The 20,233-nt window shown below is 64.8% G+C and carries 21 protein-coding genes; 4 read left to right on the top strand and 17 right to left on the bottom strand.

What is annotated here, in order from left to right; translation table 11 throughout:
- Positions 1-89: 89 nt before the first annotated feature.
- The 3 genes from FIU85_RS07195 to FIU85_RS07205 are packed head-to-tail and all read right to left on the bottom strand — an operon-like array spanning position 90 to position 3,852.
- On the bottom strand, positions 90-1,328 hold the full coding sequence (locus FIU85_RS07195; RefSeq protein ID WP_152496393.1) for a sigma-54 dependent transcriptional regulator: 1,239 nt from the start codon (positions 1,326-1,328) through the stop codon (positions 90-92).
- Positions 1,325-3,073 (bottom strand): ATP-binding protein, encoded by a 1,749-nt coding sequence (locus FIU85_RS07200; RefSeq protein WP_152496394.1) that lies wholly within the window; start codon positions 3,071-3,073, stop codon positions 1,325-1,327. The genes FIU85_RS07195 and FIU85_RS07200 overlap by 4 nt, the downstream gene beginning before the upstream one ends.
- 56 nt (positions 3,074-3,129) lie before the next feature.
- Positions 3,130-3,852, bottom strand: coding sequence for an ATP-binding protein (locus tag FIU85_RS07205; protein WP_152496395.1), 723 nt, complete (start codon positions 3,850-3,852; stop codon positions 3,130-3,132).
- Between the two features lie 203 nt (positions 3,853-4,055).
- Here FIU85_RS07205 and FIU85_RS07210 point away from each other — a divergent pair, with 203 nt between their 5' ends.
- From FIU85_RS07210 to FIU85_RS07225, 4 genes are all read left to right on the top strand, one after another.
- Positions 4,056-4,742 carry a response regulator gene (locus FIU85_RS07210; protein WP_172978817.1) on the top strand — a complete coding sequence of 229 codons (687 nt, stop codon included), beginning with the start codon at positions 4,056-4,058 and terminating at the stop codon, positions 4,740-4,742.
- A 75-nt stretch (positions 4,743-4,817) separates the two neighbouring features.
- Entirely contained in the window at positions 4,818-5,378 is a 561-nt protein-coding gene (locus FIU85_RS07215) for a thioredoxin family protein (protein ID WP_152491379.1), read from the top strand.
- A gap of 69 nt (positions 5,379-5,447) precedes the next feature.
- Positions 5,448-6,362, top strand: coding sequence for an MBL fold metallo-hydrolase (locus tag FIU85_RS07220; RefSeq protein ID WP_152491378.1), 915 nt, complete (start codon positions 5,448-5,450; stop codon positions 6,360-6,362).
- Positions 6,362-7,309 carry an MBL fold metallo-hydrolase gene (locus tag FIU85_RS07225; RefSeq protein ID WP_152496397.1) on the top strand — a complete coding sequence of 316 codons (948 nt, stop codon included), beginning with the start codon at positions 6,362-6,364 and terminating at the stop codon, positions 7,307-7,309. Before FIU85_RS07220 ends, FIU85_RS07225 begins: the two co-directional genes overlap by 1 nt.
- 3 nt (positions 7,310-7,312) lie before the next feature.
- On the opposite strand, the gene FIU85_RS07230 is transcribed toward FIU85_RS07225, so the two are convergent.
- The 14 genes from FIU85_RS07230 to FIU85_RS07295 all read right to left on the bottom strand — a co-directional run bounded on the left by FIU85_RS07230 (position 7,313) and on the right by FIU85_RS07295 (position 20,211).
- Positions 7,313-8,359 carry a YeeE/YedE family protein gene (locus FIU85_RS07230; protein WP_152496398.1) on the bottom strand — a complete coding sequence of 349 codons (1,047 nt, stop codon included), beginning with the start codon at positions 8,357-8,359 and terminating at the stop codon, positions 7,313-7,315.
- Positions 8,360-8,566: 207 nt separating this feature from the next.
- Complete coding sequence (gene hemA / locus FIU85_RS07235; RefSeq protein ID WP_152496399.1) at positions 8,567-9,784, bottom strand: 5-aminolevulinate synthase; 1,218 nt, start codon at positions 9,782-9,784, stop codon at positions 8,567-8,569.
- A complete protein-coding gene (locus FIU85_RS07240; RefSeq protein WP_152496400.1) occupies positions 9,784-10,215 on the bottom strand; it encodes a DUF302 domain-containing protein in 432 nt (143 codons plus the stop codon). Before FIU85_RS07240 ends, hemA begins: the two co-directional genes overlap by 1 nt.
- A gap of 88 nt (positions 10,216-10,303) precedes the next feature.
- Positions 10,304-11,569, bottom strand: coding sequence for an NAD(P)/FAD-dependent oxidoreductase (locus FIU85_RS07245; RefSeq protein ID WP_152496401.1), 1,266 nt, complete (start codon positions 11,567-11,569; stop codon positions 10,304-10,306).
- Between the two features lie 29 nt (positions 11,570-11,598).
- Positions 11,599-12,315: a c-type cytochrome gene (locus tag FIU85_RS07250; RefSeq protein WP_152496402.1), complete on the bottom strand. Its 717-nt coding sequence runs from the start codon at positions 12,313-12,315 to the stop codon at positions 11,599-11,601.
- A gap of 4 nt (positions 12,316-12,319) precedes the next feature.
- Complete coding sequence (locus FIU85_RS07255) at positions 12,320-13,525, bottom strand: c-type cytochrome (protein WP_152496403.1); 1,206 nt, start codon at positions 13,523-13,525, stop codon at positions 12,320-12,322.
- Positions 13,509-14,783, bottom strand: coding sequence for a sulfite dehydrogenase (gene soxC / locus FIU85_RS07260; RefSeq protein ID WP_152496404.1), 1,275 nt, complete (start codon positions 14,781-14,783; stop codon positions 13,509-13,511). Before soxC ends, FIU85_RS07255 begins: the two co-directional genes overlap by 17 nt.
- A 25-nt stretch (positions 14,784-14,808) precedes the next feature.
- Complete coding sequence (gene soxB / locus FIU85_RS07265; RefSeq protein ID WP_152496405.1) at positions 14,809-16,506, bottom strand: thiosulfohydrolase SoxB; 1,698 nt, start codon at positions 16,504-16,506, stop codon at positions 14,809-14,811.
- Positions 16,507-16,595: 89 nt separating this feature from the next.
- Positions 16,596-17,420, bottom strand: a complete 825-nt coding sequence (soxA, locus tag FIU85_RS07270; protein WP_152496406.1) for a sulfur oxidation c-type cytochrome SoxA — start codon at positions 17,418-17,420, stop codon at positions 16,596-16,598.
- 64 nt (positions 17,421-17,484) lie between these two features.
- A complete protein-coding gene (gene soxZ, locus FIU85_RS07275) occupies positions 17,485-17,814 on the bottom strand; it encodes a thiosulfate oxidation carrier complex protein SoxZ (protein ID WP_152491368.1) in 330 nt (109 codons plus the stop codon).
- A gap of 23 nt (positions 17,815-17,837) precedes the next feature.
- Positions 17,838-18,260 carry a thiosulfate oxidation carrier protein SoxY gene (gene soxY / locus FIU85_RS07280; protein ID WP_152496407.1) on the bottom strand — a complete coding sequence of 141 codons (423 nt, stop codon included), beginning with the start codon at positions 18,258-18,260 and terminating at the stop codon, positions 17,838-17,840.
- 21 nt (positions 18,261-18,281) lie between these two features.
- Positions 18,282-18,755: a sulfur oxidation c-type cytochrome SoxX gene (gene soxX / locus FIU85_RS07285; protein WP_152496408.1), complete on the bottom strand. Its 474-nt coding sequence runs from the start codon at positions 18,753-18,755 to the stop codon at positions 18,282-18,284.
- 146 nt (positions 18,756-18,901) lie between these two features.
- Positions 18,902-19,453, bottom strand: a complete 552-nt coding sequence (locus FIU85_RS07290) for a thioredoxin family protein (RefSeq protein WP_152496409.1) — start codon at positions 19,451-19,453, stop codon at positions 18,902-18,904.
- Positions 19,454-19,470: 17 nt separating this feature from the next.
- The gene (locus FIU85_RS07295) at positions 19,471-20,211 is read right to left on the bottom strand and encodes a cytochrome c biogenesis CcdA family protein (RefSeq protein WP_152496410.1); all 741 of its coding nucleotides are present in this window, start codon (positions 20,209-20,211) and stop codon (positions 19,471-19,473) included.
- Between the last annotated feature and the right edge of the window lie 22 nt (positions 20,212-20,233).

A 20,233-nucleotide genomic window follows, 5' to 3' on the forward strand; every position in this document is an offset into this window, starting at 1 on the left:
CGCAGGAGCCTAAGGTCTTTCATCTGTGCGCGGAATCACCGTTTGCCGATCCGGGCACCAAGGCCCGGGTCTGTGGCACGGATGCCGCGTCAGCCCTCGCCGCGGCGGTAGTCCTCGGGCTTTATCCCGTAGCGGGCGAGCTTGTCGTAGAACGTCTTGCGCGGCAGCTTCAGCGCCTTTGCGGCCTCGGAGGCGCGTCCGTTCTGGCGCCCCAGCGCCGCGATCAGCAGCGACCGCTCGACCTGCGCCATCTGCTCGGACAGGCCCAGGTCGGCCGCGCGGGTGACCTCGTCGGGCATGCCGAGGACGAAACGCATGGCGGCACTCATGAGCGAGCGTGCGTTGCCGGGCCAGTCCTGCGCCATCAGGCGGGCCAGGTGATCGGGGGCGATATCGGGCGCGGCGATGCCGGATTGCTCGGCGGCCTGGGCCACGTAGTGGCGGAACAGCACCGGGATATCCTCGGGCCGCTCGGAAAGGGCCGGGATGCGCACGGGCGCCACGTCGAGCCGGTAGTAAAGCTCCGGGTAGAACCGCCCGTCCTGGGCGGTCCTGGCGAGATCGGTGGTGGTTCCGGCGATCAGCCGCGCCTCGGCCCCGTCCTCGAGCCGATCGAGAAGCGCGTGCTGCGATGGCGGCGGCAGGGCGGTGATCTCCTCGATGAAGAGACTGCCGCCCCGGGCGGCGGCCAGCGCCTCGTCGAGCGCGTCGACATCCAGCGCCGCCGCGGGCTGCTTGACGTAGGGCCCCCGCCCCGCCGGCGTCATCAGGTGCAGCACCTCGGCCACCTTCGAGATGCCGGCGCCGGGCGGGCCGCTGACCAGAACGTCGGTGCCCATGGCCGCCACGCGGCGCACGCGTTCGCGCAGGTCCTCGGCCAGTTTCGATGTCCCGAAAAGCATCCGCGCCGCCGCATCGCCGGTTTCCAGCTGGCGCTTCAGCCGCCGGTTTTCCAGCACCAGCGCCCGGGTCTGCAGGGCGCGGGTCAGCACGGGCAGGAGGGCGTCGGGCGCGCAGGGCTTCTCCAGGAAATCGAACGCCCCCTTGCCCATCGCGCGGACCGCCATGGGAATGTCGCCTTCGCCGGTCAGCAGGATGACGGGCAGCTCGGCATCGGTCTTGCGGGTATGTTCCAGCAGGTAGAAGCCATCGCGGCCCGGCATCCGGATATCCGACAGGATGACGCCGGGAAAGTCCGGCGTGATGTGGTCCTTGGCCTCGATGAAGGACCCGGCGACACGCGGCGCAAGGTCATGCAGTTCCAGCGTCTGGGCCAGCGCCTCGCGCACGGCGGCGTCATCGTCGACGATCAGGACATCGGTGCTCATGCCGCCACCTCTTCCTGCCAGGGATCCAGTTCGATGCGAAAGATCGCGCCGCCATCGGGCGCGTTGCTGCCGCTGATACGCCCGCCGAAACTTTCGACCAGGCCGTAGGAAATCGAGAGGCCAAGGCCAAGGCCATCCTCGCCGCCCACCTCCTTGGTGGTGTAGAACGGCTCGAATATCTTGGCGGGGTCCGAAATGCCGGGGCCGGTGTCGCGCACGGTCACCGTCGGACGGGCACCGGGGACGAGAGAGATCTCGATGCGCTTGCGGGCCTGTCCCGCCATGGCATCGACGGCATTGTTGATCAGGTTCACGAAGACCTGGCCAAGGCGGACCTCGCCGGCGCGGACGTGCACGGAGATGGCCGGACGCCGCCAGTCGAGCGACACGTTTTCCTGCGCGAGCCTTTGTTCGGTCAGTTCCACCGCGGTGTCGATCACGGCGCCAAGATCGACCTTGCCCGCCGGCTCCGCCTCGTTCCGGGCGAAGGCGCGCAGGTTCTTGATGATCCGCGCGGCCCGCGCCGCAAGGTCCGCTATGCGGGTCATGTTGGCCCGCGCCGGCCGCGTCTTGCCCGCGTCGAGGAAGGCCGCGCCATTGTCGGCAAATTGCTGGATCGCCATCAGCGGCTGGTTCAGTTCGTGGCTGATCCCCGCGGACATCTGGCCCAGGGCATTCAGCTTGCCGGCCTGCACAAGCTCTTCCTGGGCACGGGTCAGGGCCGCCTCGGCCTCCTTGCGTTCGGCCACTTCGCGGCGCAGCGCGGCGTTGGCCTGCGACAGTTCCGCGGTGCGGTCGGCGACACGGGTTTCAAGCTGGGCGTTGGCGATGCTCAGGGTCCGGCGCCGTTCGGCCAAGAGCAGCAGCACGGTGCCGAAGGCGAGGCAAATGGCGGCGAACACCGCCGCCTGCAGGTTTGCGACCCGCGCGGCGGCGGCGACGTCCATCAGCGCGTGGCCGGTCATGCCGATCACCGGCTTCGGGCTGGCCAGGTGCAGGGCGCGCTCGGGCAGGTAGGCCCCCTGGGACAGGTCCCAGATTTCGGCGAGCCGGCGCTCCGGTGCGCCGACGGGTGCGTCGCTGTCGGGCGAGACCAGCCCGACCGAGCCGGGCGACAGGCGCCATCCGATGATCTCGGCACGGTTGGACAGGAACACCCGCCCGTCAATGTCGGTGAAGAACACAACCGGCTGGCCCCCGATCCAGCCCCACTCGATTTCGGAGATGTCGACCACGACGATGAGGCTGCCGCGGATCGCGCCCGCGCCGGAAAAGGACGGGGCGGCATAGGCGTAGACGCGGCGCCCCTCGGGGCCGAGCCGGCCGAAGAACGAGCCCAGGGCCCCCTGCATCGCGCGTCGGAAATAGGCGCTGCCCTGCGGGTTCAGCGTAACCGCGCCGGCCTGCGCCAGGACGGCGCCGGCCGCGTCGGTGAAGATCAGGCCGGCGGCGCCGCTCTTGTCCACGGCCGCTTGCAGAAGTCGGGTCGCCTCGGGCAGGTCGCGCCCGGCGCCGGTCAGCGCGGCCAGGGTCGGATGATCGGACATCAGGACCGCAAGTTCGCGGTAGCGCCGCATCTCGCCGGTAAAGCGGTCGGCGGCGAGCGCGAGGTCGGCGCGCCCCTGTTTGGCCAGCTGCGTCAGCCCCTGGGAATAGCCGTAGCGCCAGACCCCGCCGGCCGCCGCAGCGACGGCGAGCAGGAACAGGACGATGACCAACCAACGGGCGCGAAGGAGCGACAACATGGCAAGGTGATAGCAAGCCGGCGGCCCGATTGGCCAGACAAAGCGTGCGGCGCGGTCTAGGCCGGGGTGGTCGCCAGCGGCAGGTCGAAGCGCAGGCACAGTCCGCGGGGCGCGTCGGTGGGACCGACGGCGATCTCGCCGCCAAGGCTGCGCACGACCTTGCGCGCGATGGCGAGGCCCACGCCGGCATGGCCTGTTTCGCTTTTGGGGCGAAGGGTGGAGAGCGGTTTGAAGATCGTCTCGTACTGTTCGGGCGATATGCCGGGGCCGTCATCGGCCACGGTGACGTGAATCCGCCCCCGGCCCGGCGCGGCCGCGACGCGCAGCTTGCCGAAATCGCGGTCGTGATGGACCGCGGCATTGCCCAACACCGCGTCGAAGAGCCTGATCAGATCGTTCGCGGGCCCCAGAACGAAGACATCGTTGCAGGCTATGTCGCACGAGAGCCTGGGCGTGGCAGGCAAACGCGCGCAGGCCTCGGTGACGAGAGCCTGAAGGTCGTGGGCAGCAGGCGGATCGGCCCGCCGGCGCACGCGGGACAGCTCGGTCAGTGCGGTCATCGCATCATCCAACCTGTGCGCGTAGTCCCGCAACATGTCGAGGTTTTCGCGCGTATCGGCGGGGATGGCGACGCCCTGGCTGGCCAGATCCTCGTCGATCCAGTCCGGGATGGTGCGCATGGCGCGGGCAAACGCCTTGAGGTCGTGGGTCACGATATAAAGCAGGTCCTCCGCCTCGCGGACCGTACCGAGCGGATCGTCTGGGAGGTCTTTCGACACGATTGCCCACTTTCCTCGTTCTCATGCAGGTGAGCAGCGACATTGCCACAGTGGACTTTCCATTTCGTGAACGGTGCCGGGGCCGCGGCCCCGCAATCGTTAAAATCAGCGATACAGCCCGGTCCACGAGTAACGCTCCGGTAACGATCGCGCGGGTAGCGTGGGGCCAGGTATCCAGGACGTTTGAGTTAGAAAGGTGCACCATGGCCTCTGTTTCTCCGATCCCGACCGAGACAATGGTCGCTCAGGCGCTTCCCGTGCCCGGCTTGCACGGCGCCCGGCGCGGCGATTGTTTCGATGTTCTGATTCTGGACGACGACCCGTTCGACCAGAAACGGCTGACGCGCACGCTGGAATCGACGGGCCTGCCCGTCAACGCCGTCACCGCGGCCTCGATCAACGAGTTTTCCGCGGCGCTGGATGCGGACAGTTTCGATGTTGTCCTGATCGACTATCTTCTGCCGGACAGCGATGGCCTGGCGGCGCAGAGGATGGTGCAGAATCACCCGAAGAATTTCGCGGCGGCCGTGGTGATGATGTCGAACCGGATGCGCACCGATGTGGCGATCGAGTCGATCAAGCAGGGATCGCTGGATTGCCTGGACAAGGTCGAACTCGATACCGACAGGCTGCGCGAGCTGATGATGGCGTCGGTCAAGTTTCTGGCCGAGACCTCGCGCCACTGGATCGGCGAATTGCTGGCGAAGCAACGGGTGATGATCGCGCAGGACGTGGCGAAACTCGTGCGCGACGAAATGGAGTTCGGACGCCTGATCGACACGATCGACAAGCGCATTCTCGACATGCTCGCGGCGCGCGGGCTGACCCAGCCGGACCGCTGGGATGCCGATGGCATGAACGATCCCGACCCGCCCTTCGTCTTTCGCTGAGTGCGGCGCATCCACCCCGTTGCCTCGACGCCGCGGTTGGGCGAGACTGTCCCCGCCACAGCTTCGGAGGACGACATGGCCGCGAACACCCCGCCCGTATGTGACTTCCACTGGCCTGCGCCGGATTTCGATCTGCCCGGGACGGACGGATTGCGTTACACGCTGCATGACGTGTCCGGCCCGCGCGGCACGCTGATCATGTTCATCTGCAACCATTGTCCCTATGTCCTGGCGGTGCTGGACCGGATCAAGCGGGACGCCAGGGAGTTGCAGGCGCGCGGCATCGGCGTGGCCGCCATATGCTCCAACGATGCCGAAGCCTATCCCGACGACAGCTTCGAGAACATGGTCAGGATGGCAGAGAAAGAAGACCTGCCCTTCCCCTATCTGCATGACGAGGATCAGTCGGCGGCGCGGGCGTACCACGCCGCCTGCACGCCGGACTTCTTCGGGTTCGATGCCAAGGGCGGGCTGCAATATCGCGGTCGGCTGGATGCGTCGCGCATGTCGCCCGCGCCCGAGGACGCGCCACGAGAACTTTTCGAGGCGATGAAACAGGTCGCGGACACCGGCGAAGGCCCGCGCGACCAGGTCGCGTCGGTCGGCTGTTCGATCAAGTGGAAACCGGCCGCCTGACACGGCGGCGCTTGCGCTGCGCCCAACATTCGCACATATTCCTATAAGAGAATTTCTGGGAGGAATATCATGCGACTGACCCGACGCCACCTGATGGCGACCGGCGCCGCCCTGCCCCTGGCGGCAGCACTGCCGCGCTGGAGCCTGGCGGACATGTCCCTTGGCGATGCGACGGTCACGACCGTCAGCGACGGCCACCTCGTGCTGCCGGGCGACTTCCTGTTCGAGCCGATGCCGCAGGAGGAATTGCAGAAAGTCCTGGAGGCCACCGGCCAGAGCCGCGACGAGCTGCGCCCCGAATGCAACCTGACGCTTTACCGCGACGGCACCAACACCGTGCTGTTTGATGCCGGCGCCGGGTCGAACTTCATGCCCAGCGCGGGCGAGTTGCCAGCGAGCCTGGAGGCTGCGGGCCTTGCCCCGGAGGATATCACCCACGTGGTGTTCACCCACGCGCATCCCGATCACATCTGGGGCGTTCTGGACGATTTCGGAGATCCGCTGTTCTCCAACGCCGTCTACATGATGGGCCGCACCGAGTGGGATTACTGGTGGGACCCCGAGACCGTGAACACCATCGACGAGGCGCGCGCCGCCTTCGCCGTGGGCGCCAAGAACCGGATGGAGGCGATCGAGGACGTCGTCGAGTTCTTCGATGACGGACAGGAAGTCTTGCCCGGTATCGCGGCGGTCTCGACCCCCGGTCACACACCGGGCCATATGAGTTTCGAACTGCGTCGCGGCAGCGAGGCGGCAATGGTCATCGGCGACGCGATCGTTAACCACCACGTCGCCTTCGCCCGGCCCGACTGGCCCAGCGGATCGGACCAGGACCCGGACTTGGCCGTGGCGACCCGCAAGACGCTGTTCGACCGGCTGACCGCCGACGACATGACCCTGATCGGGTTCCACCTGCCGGGCGGCGGCGTGGGCCGGGCGGAAACATCCGGGACCGGCTATCGTTTCGTCGGAAAGGATGCGTGATGCGCGTCCTGACAGCCTGTCTTGTCGCCCTCGGCACGGCCCCCGCGCTGGCCGATGAAAACATACCCGATCAGTATCCCGGCTCGCCGCTTTATTCCAAGCCGGTCGAGGTGATCCCGCATGTCTGGTCGGCCATCGGTGCCACCGCGCCGCCGACCTATGAAAACACCGGGCATAACAACAACCTGAGCTTCATCGTCACCGGCGATGGCGTTGTCGTGGTGAATGGCGGGGCCGCTTATGTGTTGGCCGAGGCCCTGCACGACGAGATCAAGCGCATCACCGATCAGCCGGTGAAGCTGGTGATCAACGAGAACGGCCAGGGCCACGCGATGCTGGGCAATGCCTATTGGGCCGAACAGGGCGTACCGATCCTGGCGCATGTGGATGCCGCCGAGGAGTTCGAGGAATACGGCGCCCAGATCCTGCGGCGGATGGAGGAGTATAACCGCGACAAGGCCGAGGGCACGGTGCTGGCCGGGCCCACCGAGACGTTCGAGGACAAGAAGATCATCGAGTTGGGCGATTTCCGGATCGAGGTCTTGCACCTGGGGCCGGCGCACAGCCCCGGCGATATCTCGGTCTGGTTGCCCGAGCAGAGCCTGGTGATCGCGGGCGACATGGCGTTTCACGAACGGATGCTGCCGATCTTCGACGATACGATCACGAAGGACTGGCTGGAAACATGGGAGACCGCGTTCGAGCCGCTGGAGGCGACGTATGTGATCCCCGGCCACGGGCACCCGACCAACATGGCGCAGGTGCGGCGATACACGCGTGACTACCTGATTTACCTGCGGGAAAAGGTGGGCGCCCATCTGGAGGAAGGCGGCAGCTTGGCCGATGCCTACTACGTCGACCAGACGCCATACAAACATCTGCATACATATAAGGAACTGGCAACCAAGAATGCGGGCCGGGTCTTTGAGCAGATGGAGTTCGAGTAAGGCTTACTCGGCGGGAACGGCGACACCACGCGGCGCGAGGACGCCGCGGGCCACAACCGCGCCCAGCACGATGAATCCGAGCGCCAGCAGGGCGGCGAGGCTGAGGTTGGCGCCACCGCTGAGGCCCGCGCCGATGGTGCAGCCGCCGGCCAGCACGCCGCCGAAACCCATCAGCACCGCGCCCGCGCTGTAGCGCAGGGTCTGCACGGGGGACGAGAAGCTTTGCAGGGCCAGTTCGCCGCGCGCGGCGGCGCTGAGGAAGCTGCCGACGATGACGCCGCCGATCACGCCGACACCGAAACCCGCGGGCACGGCGGTGGAGGCGATGGCGTAGAACAGTGTGTCGGTCCATGGCAGGGTGAAGGCCATCGACTGGACGGGCAGCGGGTCGAAATCATCCAGCAGCAGCACCGAGGTTCCGGCCCAGCCCGCGACGACCACGAGGCCGATCACCGCGCCCATGACAAGGTGCAGGACGCGGGCGCCGGAGCGGTGCGCGAGCAGGACTGCGACGGCCAGCAACCCCAGTGCCACGGCGGGCGCCACGCCGGGAATAGACGCGAGGCTGCCGATGCCGAAGTCATACTGGATCGCACCGAGGGAAGTGCGCAGAGGGGCCAGAACGCCCTTGAGCGTTGCGTGGGCGACGATGGCGAAAAGCGCAATGACGCTGACCGCGCGCAGGTTGCCCGTGCCGGCAAGCACGGTCAGGCGGGACATGCAGCCGCGTGTGAGCACCATGCCGATGCCGAAAGCGAGCCCGCCCAGGGCGATCGCTGCGACCGGAACGCTGCTGGAGAGGTAGCGGTGGTCCCCAAGCTCGACCCAGCCCATGACCCCGGCCAGGGCCATGCCGCCGATGGCCACGGCAAGCGCGACCAGCCAGACCGAGAGGGCCGAGCGGTCCACGCCGTTTTCGCCCGCCACGGCACGCCGCAGACAAAAGCGCGAGATCTGGGCGGCAACACCGAAGGCAAGGCCCAAGAGCGCGCCAAGCAGAAGATGCAGGGATTGCGCGGGCAGGTCGAACGGCAGGGAGTCGAGCAGCATGGGTCACGTCCTGATTCAGATAATCCGTCCTTATCTGGTGTGATATCGCGCGAGTCAAAACCCAGGGCGAAGAGCATTGTTCCGGCTTTGCCAGCAATGGCGAAACAACGTTCCGGAACGCGGAAAACGTTACAACGCCGGACCATCGGGGGACGGTCCGGCGAAACGGATTTTCCTATTTTTCGTGTGCGCGGAATATTTTTCCGATCACTGGGCCGCGATGGGCAGCCGGGCAAGCTGGCACTGCGCCCAGAGCTTTTCGAGGGCGCCGATCAGCCGCTCGACATCTTCGGCGGAGTGGACGGGAGAGGGCGTGATGCGCAGCCGTTCGGTGCCCTTGGGCACGGTCGGATAGTTGATCGGCTGGATATAGATGCCATGGTCGCGCATCAGCACGTCCGAGATGTATTTGCACTTCACCGGGTCGCCCACCATCACCGGGATGATGTGGCTGGGATTCTCGATATGCGGCAGGCCGATGGCGTCGAGCCGGGCACGCACTTGGGCCACGCGGGCCTGTTGCTGGCTGCGCTCCTCGCTGCTGTTCTTCAGGTGGCGCACAGCGGCGGCGGCGCCGGCTGCAACGCAGGGCGGCAGGGCGGTGGTGAAGATGAAACCCGAGGCGAAGGAGCGGACGAAGTCGCACAGCTCGGTCGAGGCGGCGATATAGCCGCCCATGACGCCGAACGCCTTGCCCAGCGTGCCCTCGATCACGGTCAGGCGGTCCATTAGTCCCTCGCGCTCGGCGATACCGCCGCCGCGCGGACCATACAGGCCGACGGCGTGCACCTCGTCGAGATAGGTCATGGCGCCGTATTTGTCCGCCAGATCGCAGATCTCCTTGATCGGGGCGATGTCGCCGTCCATCGAGTAGACGCTCTCGAAGGCGATCATCTTGGGCGCGTTGGCGGGAAGGGCCACCAGCTTGGCCTCGAGATCGGCGAGGTCGTTGTGTTTCCAGATCACTTTCTGGGCGCGACTGTGACGGATGCCTTCGATCATCGAGGCGTGGTTGAGCGCGTCGGACAAGACCACCAGCCCCGGAATGCGCGACGCCAATGTGCCCAGCGCGGCCCAGTTCGAGACGTAGCCGGAGGTGAAGAGGAGCGCGCTGTCCTTGCCATGCAGGTCGGCCAGTTCGGCCTCGAGTTGCACATGGGCGTGGGTGGTGCCGGAAATGTTGCGCGTGCCGCCCGCACCCGCGCCGGTGGTGTCGAGCGCGTCGTGCATGGCCTTGAGCACGACAGGGTGCTGGCCCATGCCGAGGTAGTCGTTGGAACACCAGACCGTCACGTTCTCGGGGCCATTGTAGCAATTGGCCTGCGGGAACTGCCCGCGCCGCCGTTCGAGTTCGGCAAACTCGCGATAGTTGCCTTCGGCCCGCAACCCGTCGAGTTCGGAACGGAAAAATTCCTGGTAGTTCATCAGTTCTCTGTCGCCTCTTTCACGATCTCGGCCAAGAGCGCCTCGACCTTTTCCATCGGACCATCGGGGTAGTCGCGGTAGCCTATCGTCACGGCACCATCCGCATCCTCGGCCACGAAAATGCCGTAGGGGCAGTGCGCGATATTCATCGGGTCGGCCTCCATCACCTCGCGCGACACGACGGCCGAGCAGAAGATAAAAATGTCCGCTTCCTTGAAGATCATGACATCGCTGCCGACGTCCTCGCCCGTGCGGTTGAGCATTTCGCCCACGTGGCTGACATAGTCGATCACCAGCCCCTGCCCCACTATCGCGGTCTCCACGGCAAAGGCCGCGTCATCGAAGGAACCCTCGTAGGCCGTGGTGATCGGGGCTTCGGCGTGGGCGGCGGTGGCAAAGGCCAGGGCAGCCGTCAGAATCACGGGTTTCATGGTGGGGCCTCCTAGGTGTCGGTTTGGTTTCGCACGGGGGTGCCGCCCCGGTCTTTGACCGAGATCAAAGCCGGGACGGCGCGTTGGCTTAGCCGAACATGTCGGTGGTGATACCGGTGTACCAGCCTTCGGACTCTTCGTAGGTCGCCTTGCGAAGCGCGGAATCCTCGCCGGTTTCGCTGATGAAGCTGTCGACCGAGGCGATCTTCTCGTCCGTGGGCTCGTAGGTGGCGCCGACCTTGACGCCGTCATCGGTGGCAATGAGCGACCAGCAGGTGTTGGAGTACTTCGCCGGGAACACCTTGGAGCCGGTCAGCGCGCCCCGCACGGCGTTGGCGCAGACCTTGGCCTGGCTATTGGCGGCGAAGCCGGATTTGGGCATGTCACCCTGTTCGGCGGAATCGCCCAGGACGTAGACATCTGCATCCGCGCGCGCAGACATGTCGGCGGGATTCACCGGCGCCCAGTTGCCATCGGTCACGCCCGCCAGTTCGGCGATGCGGCCCGCCTTTTGCGCGGGGATGACGTTGCAGACATCGACCTGGGTCTCCTCGCCGTCGATGGTGACGGTCATGTTCGCGGGGTCCACCGAGACGTTGCCGCCGCCGAATTCCTCGCCGATCCAGTCGACCACGCCCGGGTAGTGCTTGTTCCAGCCTTCCTGGAAGAGCGACATCTTGGAGAATTTGGGCTTGGGGTCCGCCACGATGATCTTGGCGGTCGGGTTGTTCTCCTTCATGAAATGCGCGACCATCGAGATGCGCTCGTAGGGGCCCGGGGGGCAGCGGTAGGGGTTCGGAGGGGCCACCATGGCAAACGTCCCGCCCTCTGGCATCGCCTCGAGCTGGGCGCGCAGGAGTTCGGATTGCGAGCCGGCCTTGTAGGCATGGGGCATGGCGTTCTGGGCGCTGATGTCCCAGCCTTCGACAGCGCCGTCGACGAAGTCGATGCCGGGGCTGAGGATCAGCTTGTCGTAAGGCAGCGTCGCGCCACCGGCGAGCGTCACGGTCTTGGCGTCGCGGTCGACATCGACGGCCCAGTCGTGGATCACGTTCACGCCGCTGGCGGCGATGGTGCCATAGGTGTGGCCGATATCGCTGATCTCCTTGAAGCCACCCAGATAGAGGTTGGAGAAGAAGCAGGTGAAGTAGGTGCGCGTCGGTTCGACCAGCGTGACGTCGATGGCGCCGTCGCTGTCCTTGGCGATGTAGCGCGCCGCCGTGGCGCCGCCCGCGCCGCCGCCGATCACGACGACGCGCGGCTTGCCCGCGCCCTGCGCCAGCACGTTCGGCGCCGCGAGCACTGTCGCGGCCGCGGCTGTCGTTCCGAGGAAAGTCCGTCTGTCGAGTGTCATGTTTAGTCCTCCCTAAGGTATTATTATCTTTATTGTTCCGTCAGTTGGCCGAAATAGGCGGCCAGTGCGGCGATCTCCTCATCGCCCAACCGCCCGGCGACCATCTGCATCACCGGATGGTTGCGTTGCTTGTTCTTGTAGGCGTGCATGGCCACCACGAAATCCTCCTCCGGCCAGAGCACGATAGACGGGATACCGTCATTGGCGCCACCGGCTTGATGGCAAGCGACGCATTCCCCGCTGAGATATTCGCCATATTCCGGGTCGCCCACAAGCGCGAGGATTTCTGGGGCGACGTCGTGGTCCATGCCCCGGATGGTCGGGTCCGCCTCGGGAATATCGCGGGGGTTGTCGGAAAAGCGCCGCAGATAGGCGATCAGGTCCAGACGCTCTTGCGGGTCCTCGAGTCCGTCAAAGCTCATCCGTGTGCCCGACGCGATTGCGGTGGGATTTTCAAGGAACACGTCGAGTGTATCGGCGTGCCATTCCAGGCCGCCAGTGCCGGCGCGCTTGAAGCTCTCGGAATATGGAAAACCCTCTTGCGTGGCCGCTTTCCGGCCGAAAAGGCCGTTGAGGTGCGGACCGATGCCATGCTCGGCCCCCTTGCCCACTTGGTGACAGCCGGAGCAATATTGAAAGATTTCCTTGCCGGCCTCCGGGTCGCCCTCTTCCGCGACTGCGGGAATGGCGCAGGCCAGCAGGCCTGCCGCCAGTTTGAGGGAAAGAGCGCGCAGTCCGACCGGCATTCGGTCAGTCCCCGAAGCTTTGCAGATAGGCGATGATGGCGTCGATATCCTCGTCTTTCTTGAGACCGGCAAAGCTCATCTTGGTGCCTTTCATGTAGCTTTTCGGCGCGGCGAGGAATTCGGCCATCGACGCCTCGTCCCAGACCCGGCTTTCGGCGGCGGCTTCCTCGAAGACGCTGGAATACTTGAAGTCGTCGTGGCCGCCCATGGTCGCGCCCATGACACCGTTCAGCACCGGGCCGACGCGGTTCTTGGCGCCTTCGCCCACCATGTGACAGGCTTTGCACTTGCGGAAGACCTTTTCGCCTGCAGCAACCAACTCGGGATCGGGGGCGGTGCTTTCGTCAGCCGCCGGCGCGGCAGTCTCGGTGGGTTCGGGATCTGCGGCGGCCATCTCGATCTCTTCCGCCGCTTCTTCGGCGGCAGGCTCGGCGGCGGCTTGCTCTTCGGCGCCGTCTTCCTCGGGCGTCACGTCGACGACGGAGGCGCGCATGGTGATCTCGACGTTGTCCTTGCAGCCTTCCATGCAGGGCTCGGTCCGCCAGATCGTGTATTCGGTTTCCGCCCGGTCATCGACGATGAAGCCATCGGCGTTGGGCATCTCGACCTCTGCAAAGTTCTCGTGGCTGAGCTCGAAGTCGTCTTCGACCAGGTAGTTGGAGTAAAGGATGTAGGCGGTGATGGCGTAGACCTCATCGGGGCTGAGCGACTGCGCGTTGCCGAAGGGCATGGAGCGGTGCACGTAATCCCAGACGGTCGACAGGTACGGCCAGTAGGAGCCGACGGTCTTGACCGGGTCCTTGTCGTCGAGCGTGTCGAAGCCGCCGGCCAGCACCGGCCAGTTGCCGACGCCCTCGGCGAAGTCACCGTGGCAGACGGCGCAGGCTTCGGCAAAGACCTGTTCGCCGGTTGCCACGTCGCCGCGGCCCTCGGGCAGGCCGATGCCGCCGGGGCGGACGTCGACATTCCAAGCGGCGATTTCCTCGGGCAGTGCTTCGCGACCCAGACCGAAGCCGCCTTCCGGCGTTTCGGTTGCGGCAGCTTGAGTTTCATCCGCAGCACCGGTCGAGGCCGCGTTGGCCTGCGACACGAGCGCAGGCGTGATCGACGGGATGTCGACGACGAACTGGTCAGCCAGCACATAAGCCATCGTCAGGACGCCTGCGGCGCCGCCGGCGGCGGGTGCGAAAATCTTAAGAAACTTCGACATTTTCGGCCTCCCCGTTGGCTTTGACGTGCCAGGTCTGGATGCAGTTGTTGTGGTAGATCGAGTTCTCGCCGCGCACCTCGCGCAGCTGCGCCTTGGTGGGCTGGACATAGCCCGTCTCGTCCATCGCGCGGGCCTGAAGCAGCATTTCCTCGCCGTCCCAGGTGGTGTCGAGGTAGAAGCGGGTCAGCGCCTTGCTGTCGCCTTGCGTGCCGAGGCGGGCGGTTTCCCACGTCATGCCGCCATCGCGCGAGACATCGACGCGGGTGATCCTGCCGTGGCCGGACCAGGCAAGGCCCGAGATGACCAGCGGGCCGGGGCCGTGGGAGATGGGCGATTGCGGGCTGGGGGAGGTGATGACCGATTTGGCATCCATGACCCAGGTCCATTTGCGGGCCGTGCCGTCGGCCAGGACGTCGGTGTATTTCGACGTCTCCTCGCGGCTTTCCACGGGGCCGTCCATAACCTCTATCCGGCGCAACCACTTGACCCACATGTTGCCTTCCCAGCCGGGCACGACAAGGCGGACGGGGTAGCCGTGCTCCTTGCGCAGCGCCTCGCCATTGGCCTTGAAGGCGACAAGGCAGTCGTCCAGCGCCTTTTCCATCGGGATCGAGCGGCCGTTCGAGGACGCATCGGCGCCTTCGACATAGACCCACTTGTCCGAAAGATCGCCGGCGGCATCCAGCCCAGCCTCTTCCAGAAGGGTGCGCAGGGTGACGCCGGAATATTCCATGTTGTGGATCATGCCGTGGGTGAACTGCACACCGTTCAGCTGTGCGCCCGCCCACTCCATGCCGGTGTTGGCCGCGCATTCGCAGAAATAGACGTGGTTTTCGCGCGGAAAACGCTCGAGATCGGCGTAGTGGAAGACCAGGGGCTTATCCACCAGACCGTTGATCATCAGGCGGTAGTCTTCTTTCGCAAGTTCGATCGCGCCGGAATGGTGACGCTCGAACGCGCAGCCTTGCGGGGTGATCGTGCCGTCCAGCGCATGGATCGGCGTGAAGTTGATCGAGCTGATCGGATCGGCGGTCAGCCACGGCACGTTGCGGCGCACCACGTCATCCTCGAACCGGATCGGCAGGCCATAGGGGGTTTCGTCGACACCCTCGCCGGTGATCGCGGCCCAGTCCTGAACCTCGGTGATCAGCGGATCGGGGTCGTTCGCTGCCGCGGCCCCTGCCACGGATCCCGCGACGGCCGCCGCACTGCCGCGCAGGAAGGCGCGGCGGGAGGGGGATTTGAAAAGATCATTCATGGCTGAACGCTCCCTTGATGAATGCTCAGACGCCCGTTACTTCGACGCTGTCGTTTTCCTGCACCGTGACGGTGCCCATTTTGCGGATGTGGCTTTCGACCACGTCCCAGATCTGTGGTCCTTCAGTGCCTTCGTTGACCGAGGCCCAGCCGGCGATGACGTAGTTGCGCGACGGGTCGATCGGCTCGCCGGTCTTGAGCAGGGTCATGTTGCTGATCCGCTCGCCCTGCGGTGCGCTGACGTCGATGCTGTAGCCAAGGCCGCCGGTGCGGACCATGTCGCCGCCCTGCTGGTAATAGGGGTCGGGGTTGAAGATGTTGTCGGCCACGTCCTCCAGCACAACCTTGAGGAATTCGCCCGTCATTTCCGTGCGATACGCCTCGCCATAGGTCATGGAGGTGACGTTCCAGATATCCTCGCGGGTGATGTCCTGACCGGGGATCAGGGACGGGCCCCAGCGCACGCCGGGGCTGAGCGCGATTTCTGCGTCACGTTCCGACAGCAGTGCGTCACAGATCAGGTCGTCCCAGCTGCCGTTGAAGTTGCCGCGACGGTAAAGCAGGCTTTCGGTCTGGCCGATCACCTCTGAAAGCTTGTCCTCGTAGGGCGCGCGCTGTTCGTCGATCAGGGCGGTCATCTCGGCGTCTGGTTCGATCACGTCCGAGAAGATCGGGATCAGCTTGTGACGGTAGCCCATCATCCGGCCGTCGCGAATATCGAGGTCGACGCGGCTGACGAACTTGCCGTTGCTACCCGAGGCGATGATCAGCGTCTCGTTCGACAGAACCGGTTCCGGCAGGGCGTCGTGGGTGTGGCCGGACAGGATCACGTCGATGCCGCTGACCACGGTGGCCATCTTCTTGTCCACGTCAAAGCCGTTATGGCTGAGCACGACGACACATTCCGCGCCCTCGCTGCGGACCTGATCGACGATCTCCTGCATGTGTTCGTCCCGGATGCCGAAGGCGTATTCGGGGAACATCCAGCCGGGGTTGGCGATGGGCATGTAGGGGAACGCCTGTCCGATCACCGCGATCTTGGTGCCGCCGCGTTCGAACATCGTATAGGGCGGGAAGAGATCGGTGGGTTCGTCCCACTCGGCGTCGAAGATATTCTGGCCGAGCGCGGCAAACGGGAGAGAGGAGACGAGATCGGCCACGCGATCGGACCCCAGCGTGAATTCCCAGTGGAATGTCATCGCATCGGGTTTGAGCTCGTTCATCACGTTGACCATGTCCTGACCTTGCGTGTGATAGCAGGTGTAGGAGCCGTGCCACGTGTCGCCACCATCCAGCAGGATGGCGTCGGGGCGGTCGGCGCGGATGGCGTTGACGACTGTCGCCACGCGGTCCAGCCCGCCGACGCGGCCGTATTCACGGGCCAGCGACGTGAAGTCGCCGCTGCTGAGCGCGTAGTGGCTGGGGCTGCCGTCCTCGATCCCGTAGAGGCGGCGGAAATCGGCGCCGGTGACATGGGGCACCTCGCCCTTGTTCTCGCCCACGCCGATATTGACCGAGGGTTCGCGGAAATAGATCGGCTTCAGCTGCGCGTGGATGTCGGTGACGTGGATCAGGGACACGTTGCCGAACGTGTCGAACTGCAAGAGCTGGTCCTGGGTCAGCGACTGTTGCGCGGCCAGCCTGGCCCAGTTGCCAAAGCCCGAGGCTCCGACGAGCGCCGATGCCGCCATGCCGACCTGTAGGAAATCCCTGCGCGAAATCATGAGTGCTCATCCTTCAAGACATATGCGCATATTTGAATGTAGCGCAGATGAAAAAGGCCCCGCCTGTGCGACGGAGCCTTGAATTGAGTTCAGTTGCGGACCGACGGTCCTTCGACGCTGAGGCCGTTGCCGCGCGAGGCGACGTAAAGCTCAAGCGCCACGAACTCCGGGCTGCCGGGCGAGAATGTGTGTGCCCGGGTGTCGCGGATGCAGCCCTTGAAGCGGGCATGCACGGCGTTCAGCTTGGTGTTCTTCAGTCGGTAGGTCGGAAAGCCGTTGATCTGGCCCTGGCTGAGATGGTCGGCGCGGATCATGTTGCCGTAATTGTCTTCGTGACAATTGGCGCAGCTAAGTTCCAGCTGACCGTAGCGGGTATAGTAGATCTCCTTGCCCTTTTCCCAGGTGGACTGGGCCGGACCGTCGATTGCCACGTTCACGGGCATACCGCGCGACACCGAGGCCAGCAGCGCCGACATGTTGGTCATGTCGCCACCGGCGTATTTCCACGGCTCGGCGCCCATGCGATTTTCGCGGCAGTCGTTGATCTGCATCTCCAGCGTGCGGACTTCGCCGGCATCCTCGTTCCATTTGGGATAGACCGCCTTGACGCCGGCCATGCTGTCGACGTCGTTGTGGCACGATGCGCAGGACTTGCCCTCGGACCCTTCCGCCGTGTTCCAGACCTCGGCGGCCTGCTCCACCCAGAGCATCGCCGGGTTGTCGAAATCGTCCGTTTGCACCGCCTGCGTCTCGTCCGAGCGGAAGCGCCAGCCCGAATAGATCGTGTCGAAAGCGTCGACATGATCCGGCGCGTCGGTCTTGGTGACCATCTCGATATCTTCGTTGACCACCAGTTCGTCTTCGTCGGGTCCGGCATAGGCGGCCAGCGCGAACGCGCTGGCGGCTGCTGCCATGATCAAACGTCCACCCGTTACAGTCGCTTTTGTCATGTTATCCTCCCTGACGCTCCGCGGCGCCTTATCCGACCGTAACCGTCTGAGTTTCCTCATAGACGGAGCCGTCATCGTCGTACCAGGTGAACTTGAAGTCACCGGTTTCGGGCACGGTCGCCTCGAATTCGAAGAACGGGTTGGTCGAGATCGCCGGTTCCATCTGGACGTCGATCACGTTCTCGCCGTTGAAATCGACAACGAAGCGGTTGATGATCGAGCGCGGGATGACGTTGCCGTCATCGTCCTTGCGCTGACCGCTTTCCATCTGGTGGCTGATCAGCGTCTTGATGGTGATCGTCTCACCGGCGCTTGCCTTTTTCGGGACCTTGACGCGGGGTTTTACACCTTCGGCCATGTTCTGTTCTCCTTGTCCTCTGTTCAGCCGCCGCAGCCGCCGATGGTGACCTTGACGTTTGCCGATGCCTGCTTGTACGAGCCGTCTTCCATCTCGGCGACGGCGATGACGTTCTGCGTGCCGGCAAGGCGGATACGGGTCGACGCGAATTGCGACGCGGCCAGCGGGCCAAACTTGAACGTGGCCACGGCGGGCGTCGGGTTGCCGTCGGCGAAAACCGAAATGGCAACGGCGCCCGGGGCACTGACCTCGATCGGCACGGTGTTGCCGTTCTCGGCGATTTCAGGCGCGGTCAGTTCGACACCGCCCTCGCCCACGTCGGCGCCGCCGGTGAATTTCGCGATTGCATCTTCGGTGGCCGACGCGAAGGCCGGCAGCGCGCCGAAGGCCGTCACGGCTGCGCCTGCGGTGCCGAGCACCAGCATCTTTCGGCGATTCAGTTCCATCTTGTCCTCCAGGTATCTGAGTTATTCGTACTTGAGCGTCATCAGGTAGGCGACGACATCCTCGATTTGCTGGCCGGTCAGCAGCGGTTCGACCTCGCCTTCATGCGCTTCGCCCGTATAGGCGTCGCCGAGGCGCGTAAAGCCGTCGACCTTGTAGAAGGCCGGCATCATCGTGCCTTCGAACATGACCTTGGCATTGGCCACGATACCGCGCAGCTCCGCCTCGCTCCAGCGGTCGGCCACGCCGTCAAGCGGCGGGCCGATTTCCCCGTGGAACTGAAGCTGCGACTGGTCAGAGATCATGTGGCAGGCAATGCAGTTGCCCGCCCCCTTGTTCATCAGAACGGCGCCCGCCTCGGGGTCGCCCGGCTGGCCGGTCAGCGGAGTTTCAACCGCACCATCGACGTAGTCTACATCCTGGGGTGCGATGGTTTCCGCAGCCGCAACGGTGGCGAAAAGCGCAGTTGCGGATACAAATGCAGTTAAACGTGTCATGTGCCCTCCCGTATGACAGTTAGCGTATACTTGCACACACAAAACCGATTCACGCAACAACAAATTCAAGTAAGTGAATTTTTAAATCTGTTCGCTTTCGCAGAAAAACCCGGCAGATGGTCGTGCGCATGCAGCAATTCACGCGGCTATTCCGCCAGTTTCCGTGCCAAGTATTTCTGGAACGGCTCATCGGTTTCATAGCCCTTTTCGACGACCCAGCGCAGCAAGTTCAGGGTGGTCCCCTTCTCGAACGCGCCGGGCATCGTGACCACCGCCAGTTCGTCGGCGGGCAGCTCGCCCTCGGACTCTTCGGGGAAGAACATCATCGTCGGCGTGAACATGGCATTCCAGCGGCGCACGGCCGCTTTCTCGGGCATCGCTTCGTCGTCGAAATCGGTGACCTCGACATCGCCGAACATGTTGATCTGCACCACGAAGTAATTCTCTTCGATGAACTGCTTGATCTCGGGGACGACGAATACCTCCTCGTGCATCTTGGTGCAGTAGATGCAGCCGCGCTGCTCGATCAGGACGAGCAGGCGCTTGCCTTCGGCGGTCGCCTCTTCGAGGTCGTCGCCCAGGTCCTTGAAGGTGTCGCGCATCCAGGGTGCCTTGTGCAGGCCGTCGTCGCCTATCTCTGCGGCGAAGACCGGCAGCGCGATCAGCGCCGCGAAGGCGAAAGCGAAAAATCTGGTCATCTGGTGAATCCTCCGATTTATCCGATTGTGCTGAACCAGGGGACGTTTTCAAGCATCCACTGGGCAATGATGTTCACCGAGTTGGTCGCGATCAGGACGCCGAACAGGATCAGCAGCGCGCCCATGATCTTTTCGACCAGGCCGAGGTGGCGGCGGAACCGCGCCATGAACCGCATGAACGGGCCGATGAAGAGCGCCGCCGCGATGAACGGCAGCGTCATGCCGAGGCCGTAGACGAAGAGCAGCAGCGCGCCCTGCGAGGCGGAGTCCTGCCCCGCCGCAGTGAACAGGATCGCCGCTAGCACGGGGCCCACGCAGGGCGTCCAGCCGAAGGCGAAGGCGAGACCGATGACGAAGGCGCCGGCAAGACCCACGTTGCTGGTGTCGCCCGCATCCGCGCGGAACTGGCGGTACAGGATGCCGATCCGAACGACGCCGAGGAAATGCAGGCCCATCGCGATGATGATCGCCGCCGCGACCCAGCGCAGAATGTCGAAATAATCCTGCACCAGCTGGCCGAAGGCGGTCGCCGAGGCGCCCAGCCCGACGAAGACCGTGATCACGCCGAGCGCGAAGAAACACGCCGCGAGAAAGGCGCGCACACGCACCCCGCGGGAAATCTCGGCCTCTGCCGTGATCTGGTTCATGCCCACGCCCGCCAGGTAGCTGAGGTAGAATGGCACGATCGGCAGGATGCAGGGCGACAGGAACGACAACAACCCTGCAATCAACGCTCCGTAGATCGTTACGTCAAACATTCTCAGACCCACCGCATTTTCT

It is taken from the genome of Roseovarius sp. THAF8 (genome assembly GCF_009363735.1).
Taxonomy (GTDB): domain Bacteria; phylum Pseudomonadota; class Alphaproteobacteria; order Rhodobacterales; family Rhodobacteraceae; genus Roseovarius.

Coding starts and splice junctions, on each gene's coding strand:
- FIU85_RS07195 (WP_152496393.1), bottom strand. CDS start 1,328: ATGAGCACCGATGTCCTGATCGTCGACGATGACGCCGCCGTGCGCGAG.
- FIU85_RS07240 (WP_152496400.1), bottom strand. CDS start 10,215: ATGAAACCCGTGATTCTGACGGCTGCCCTGGCCTTTGCCACCGCCGCC.
- hemA (WP_152496399.1), bottom strand. CDS start 9,784: ATGAACTACCAGGAATTTTTCCGTTCCGAACTCGACGGGTTGCGGGCC.
- FIU85_RS07215 (WP_152491379.1), top strand. CDS start 4,818: ATGGCCGCGAACACCCCGCCCGTATGTGACTTCCACTGGCCTGCGCCG.
- FIU85_RS07230 (WP_152496398.1), bottom strand. CDS start 8,359: ATGCTGCTCGACTCCCTGCCGTTCGACCTGCCCGCGCAATCCCTGCAT.
- FIU85_RS07225 (WP_152496397.1), top strand. CDS start 6,362: ATGCGCGTCCTGACAGCCTGTCTTGTCGCCCTCGGCACGGCCCCCGCG.
- soxB (WP_152496405.1), bottom strand. CDS start 16,506: ATGATTTCGCGCAGGGATTTCCTACAGGTCGGCATGGCGGCATCGGCG.
- FIU85_RS07245 (WP_152496401.1), bottom strand. CDS start 11,569: ATGACACTCGACAGACGGACTTTCCTCGGAACGACAGCCGCGGCCGCG.
- FIU85_RS07290 (WP_152496409.1), bottom strand. CDS start 19,453: ATGACCAGATTTTTCGCTTTCGCCTTCGCGGCGCTGATCGCGCTGCCG.
- soxY (WP_152496407.1), bottom strand. CDS start 18,260: ATGGAACTGAATCGCCGAAAGATGCTGGTGCTCGGCACCGCAGGCGCA.
- FIU85_RS07220 (WP_152491378.1), top strand. CDS start 5,448: ATGCGACTGACCCGACGCCACCTGATGGCGACCGGCGCCGCCCTGCCC.
- soxX (WP_152496408.1), bottom strand. CDS start 18,755: ATGACACGTTTAACTGCATTTGTATCCGCAACTGCGCTTTTCGCCACC.
- FIU85_RS07200 (WP_152496394.1), bottom strand. CDS start 3,073: ATGTTGTCGCTCCTTCGCGCCCGTTGGTTGGTCATCGTCCTGTTCCTG.
- FIU85_RS07295 (WP_152496410.1), bottom strand. CDS start 20,211: ATGTTTGACGTAACGATCTACGGAGCGTTGATTGCAGGGTTGTTGTCG.
- FIU85_RS07255 (WP_152496403.1), bottom strand. CDS start 13,525: ATGTCGAAGTTTCTTAAGATTTTCGCACCCGCCGCCGGCGGCGCCGCA.
- FIU85_RS07250 (WP_152496402.1), bottom strand. CDS start 12,315: ATGCCGGTCGGACTGCGCGCTCTTTCCCTCAAACTGGCGGCAGGCCTG.
- soxC (WP_152496404.1), bottom strand. CDS start 14,783: ATGAATGATCTTTTCAAATCCCCCTCCCGCCGCGCCTTCCTGCGCGGC.
- FIU85_RS07210 (WP_172978817.1), top strand. CDS start 4,056: ATGGCCTCTGTTTCTCCGATCCCGACCGAGACAATGGTCGCTCAGGCG.
- soxA (WP_152496406.1), bottom strand. CDS start 17,420: ATGGCAGCAGCCGCCAGCGCGTTCGCGCTGGCCGCCTATGCCGGACCC.
- soxZ (WP_152491368.1), bottom strand. CDS start 17,814: ATGGCCGAAGGTGTAAAACCCCGCGTCAAGGTCCCGAAAAAGGCAAGC.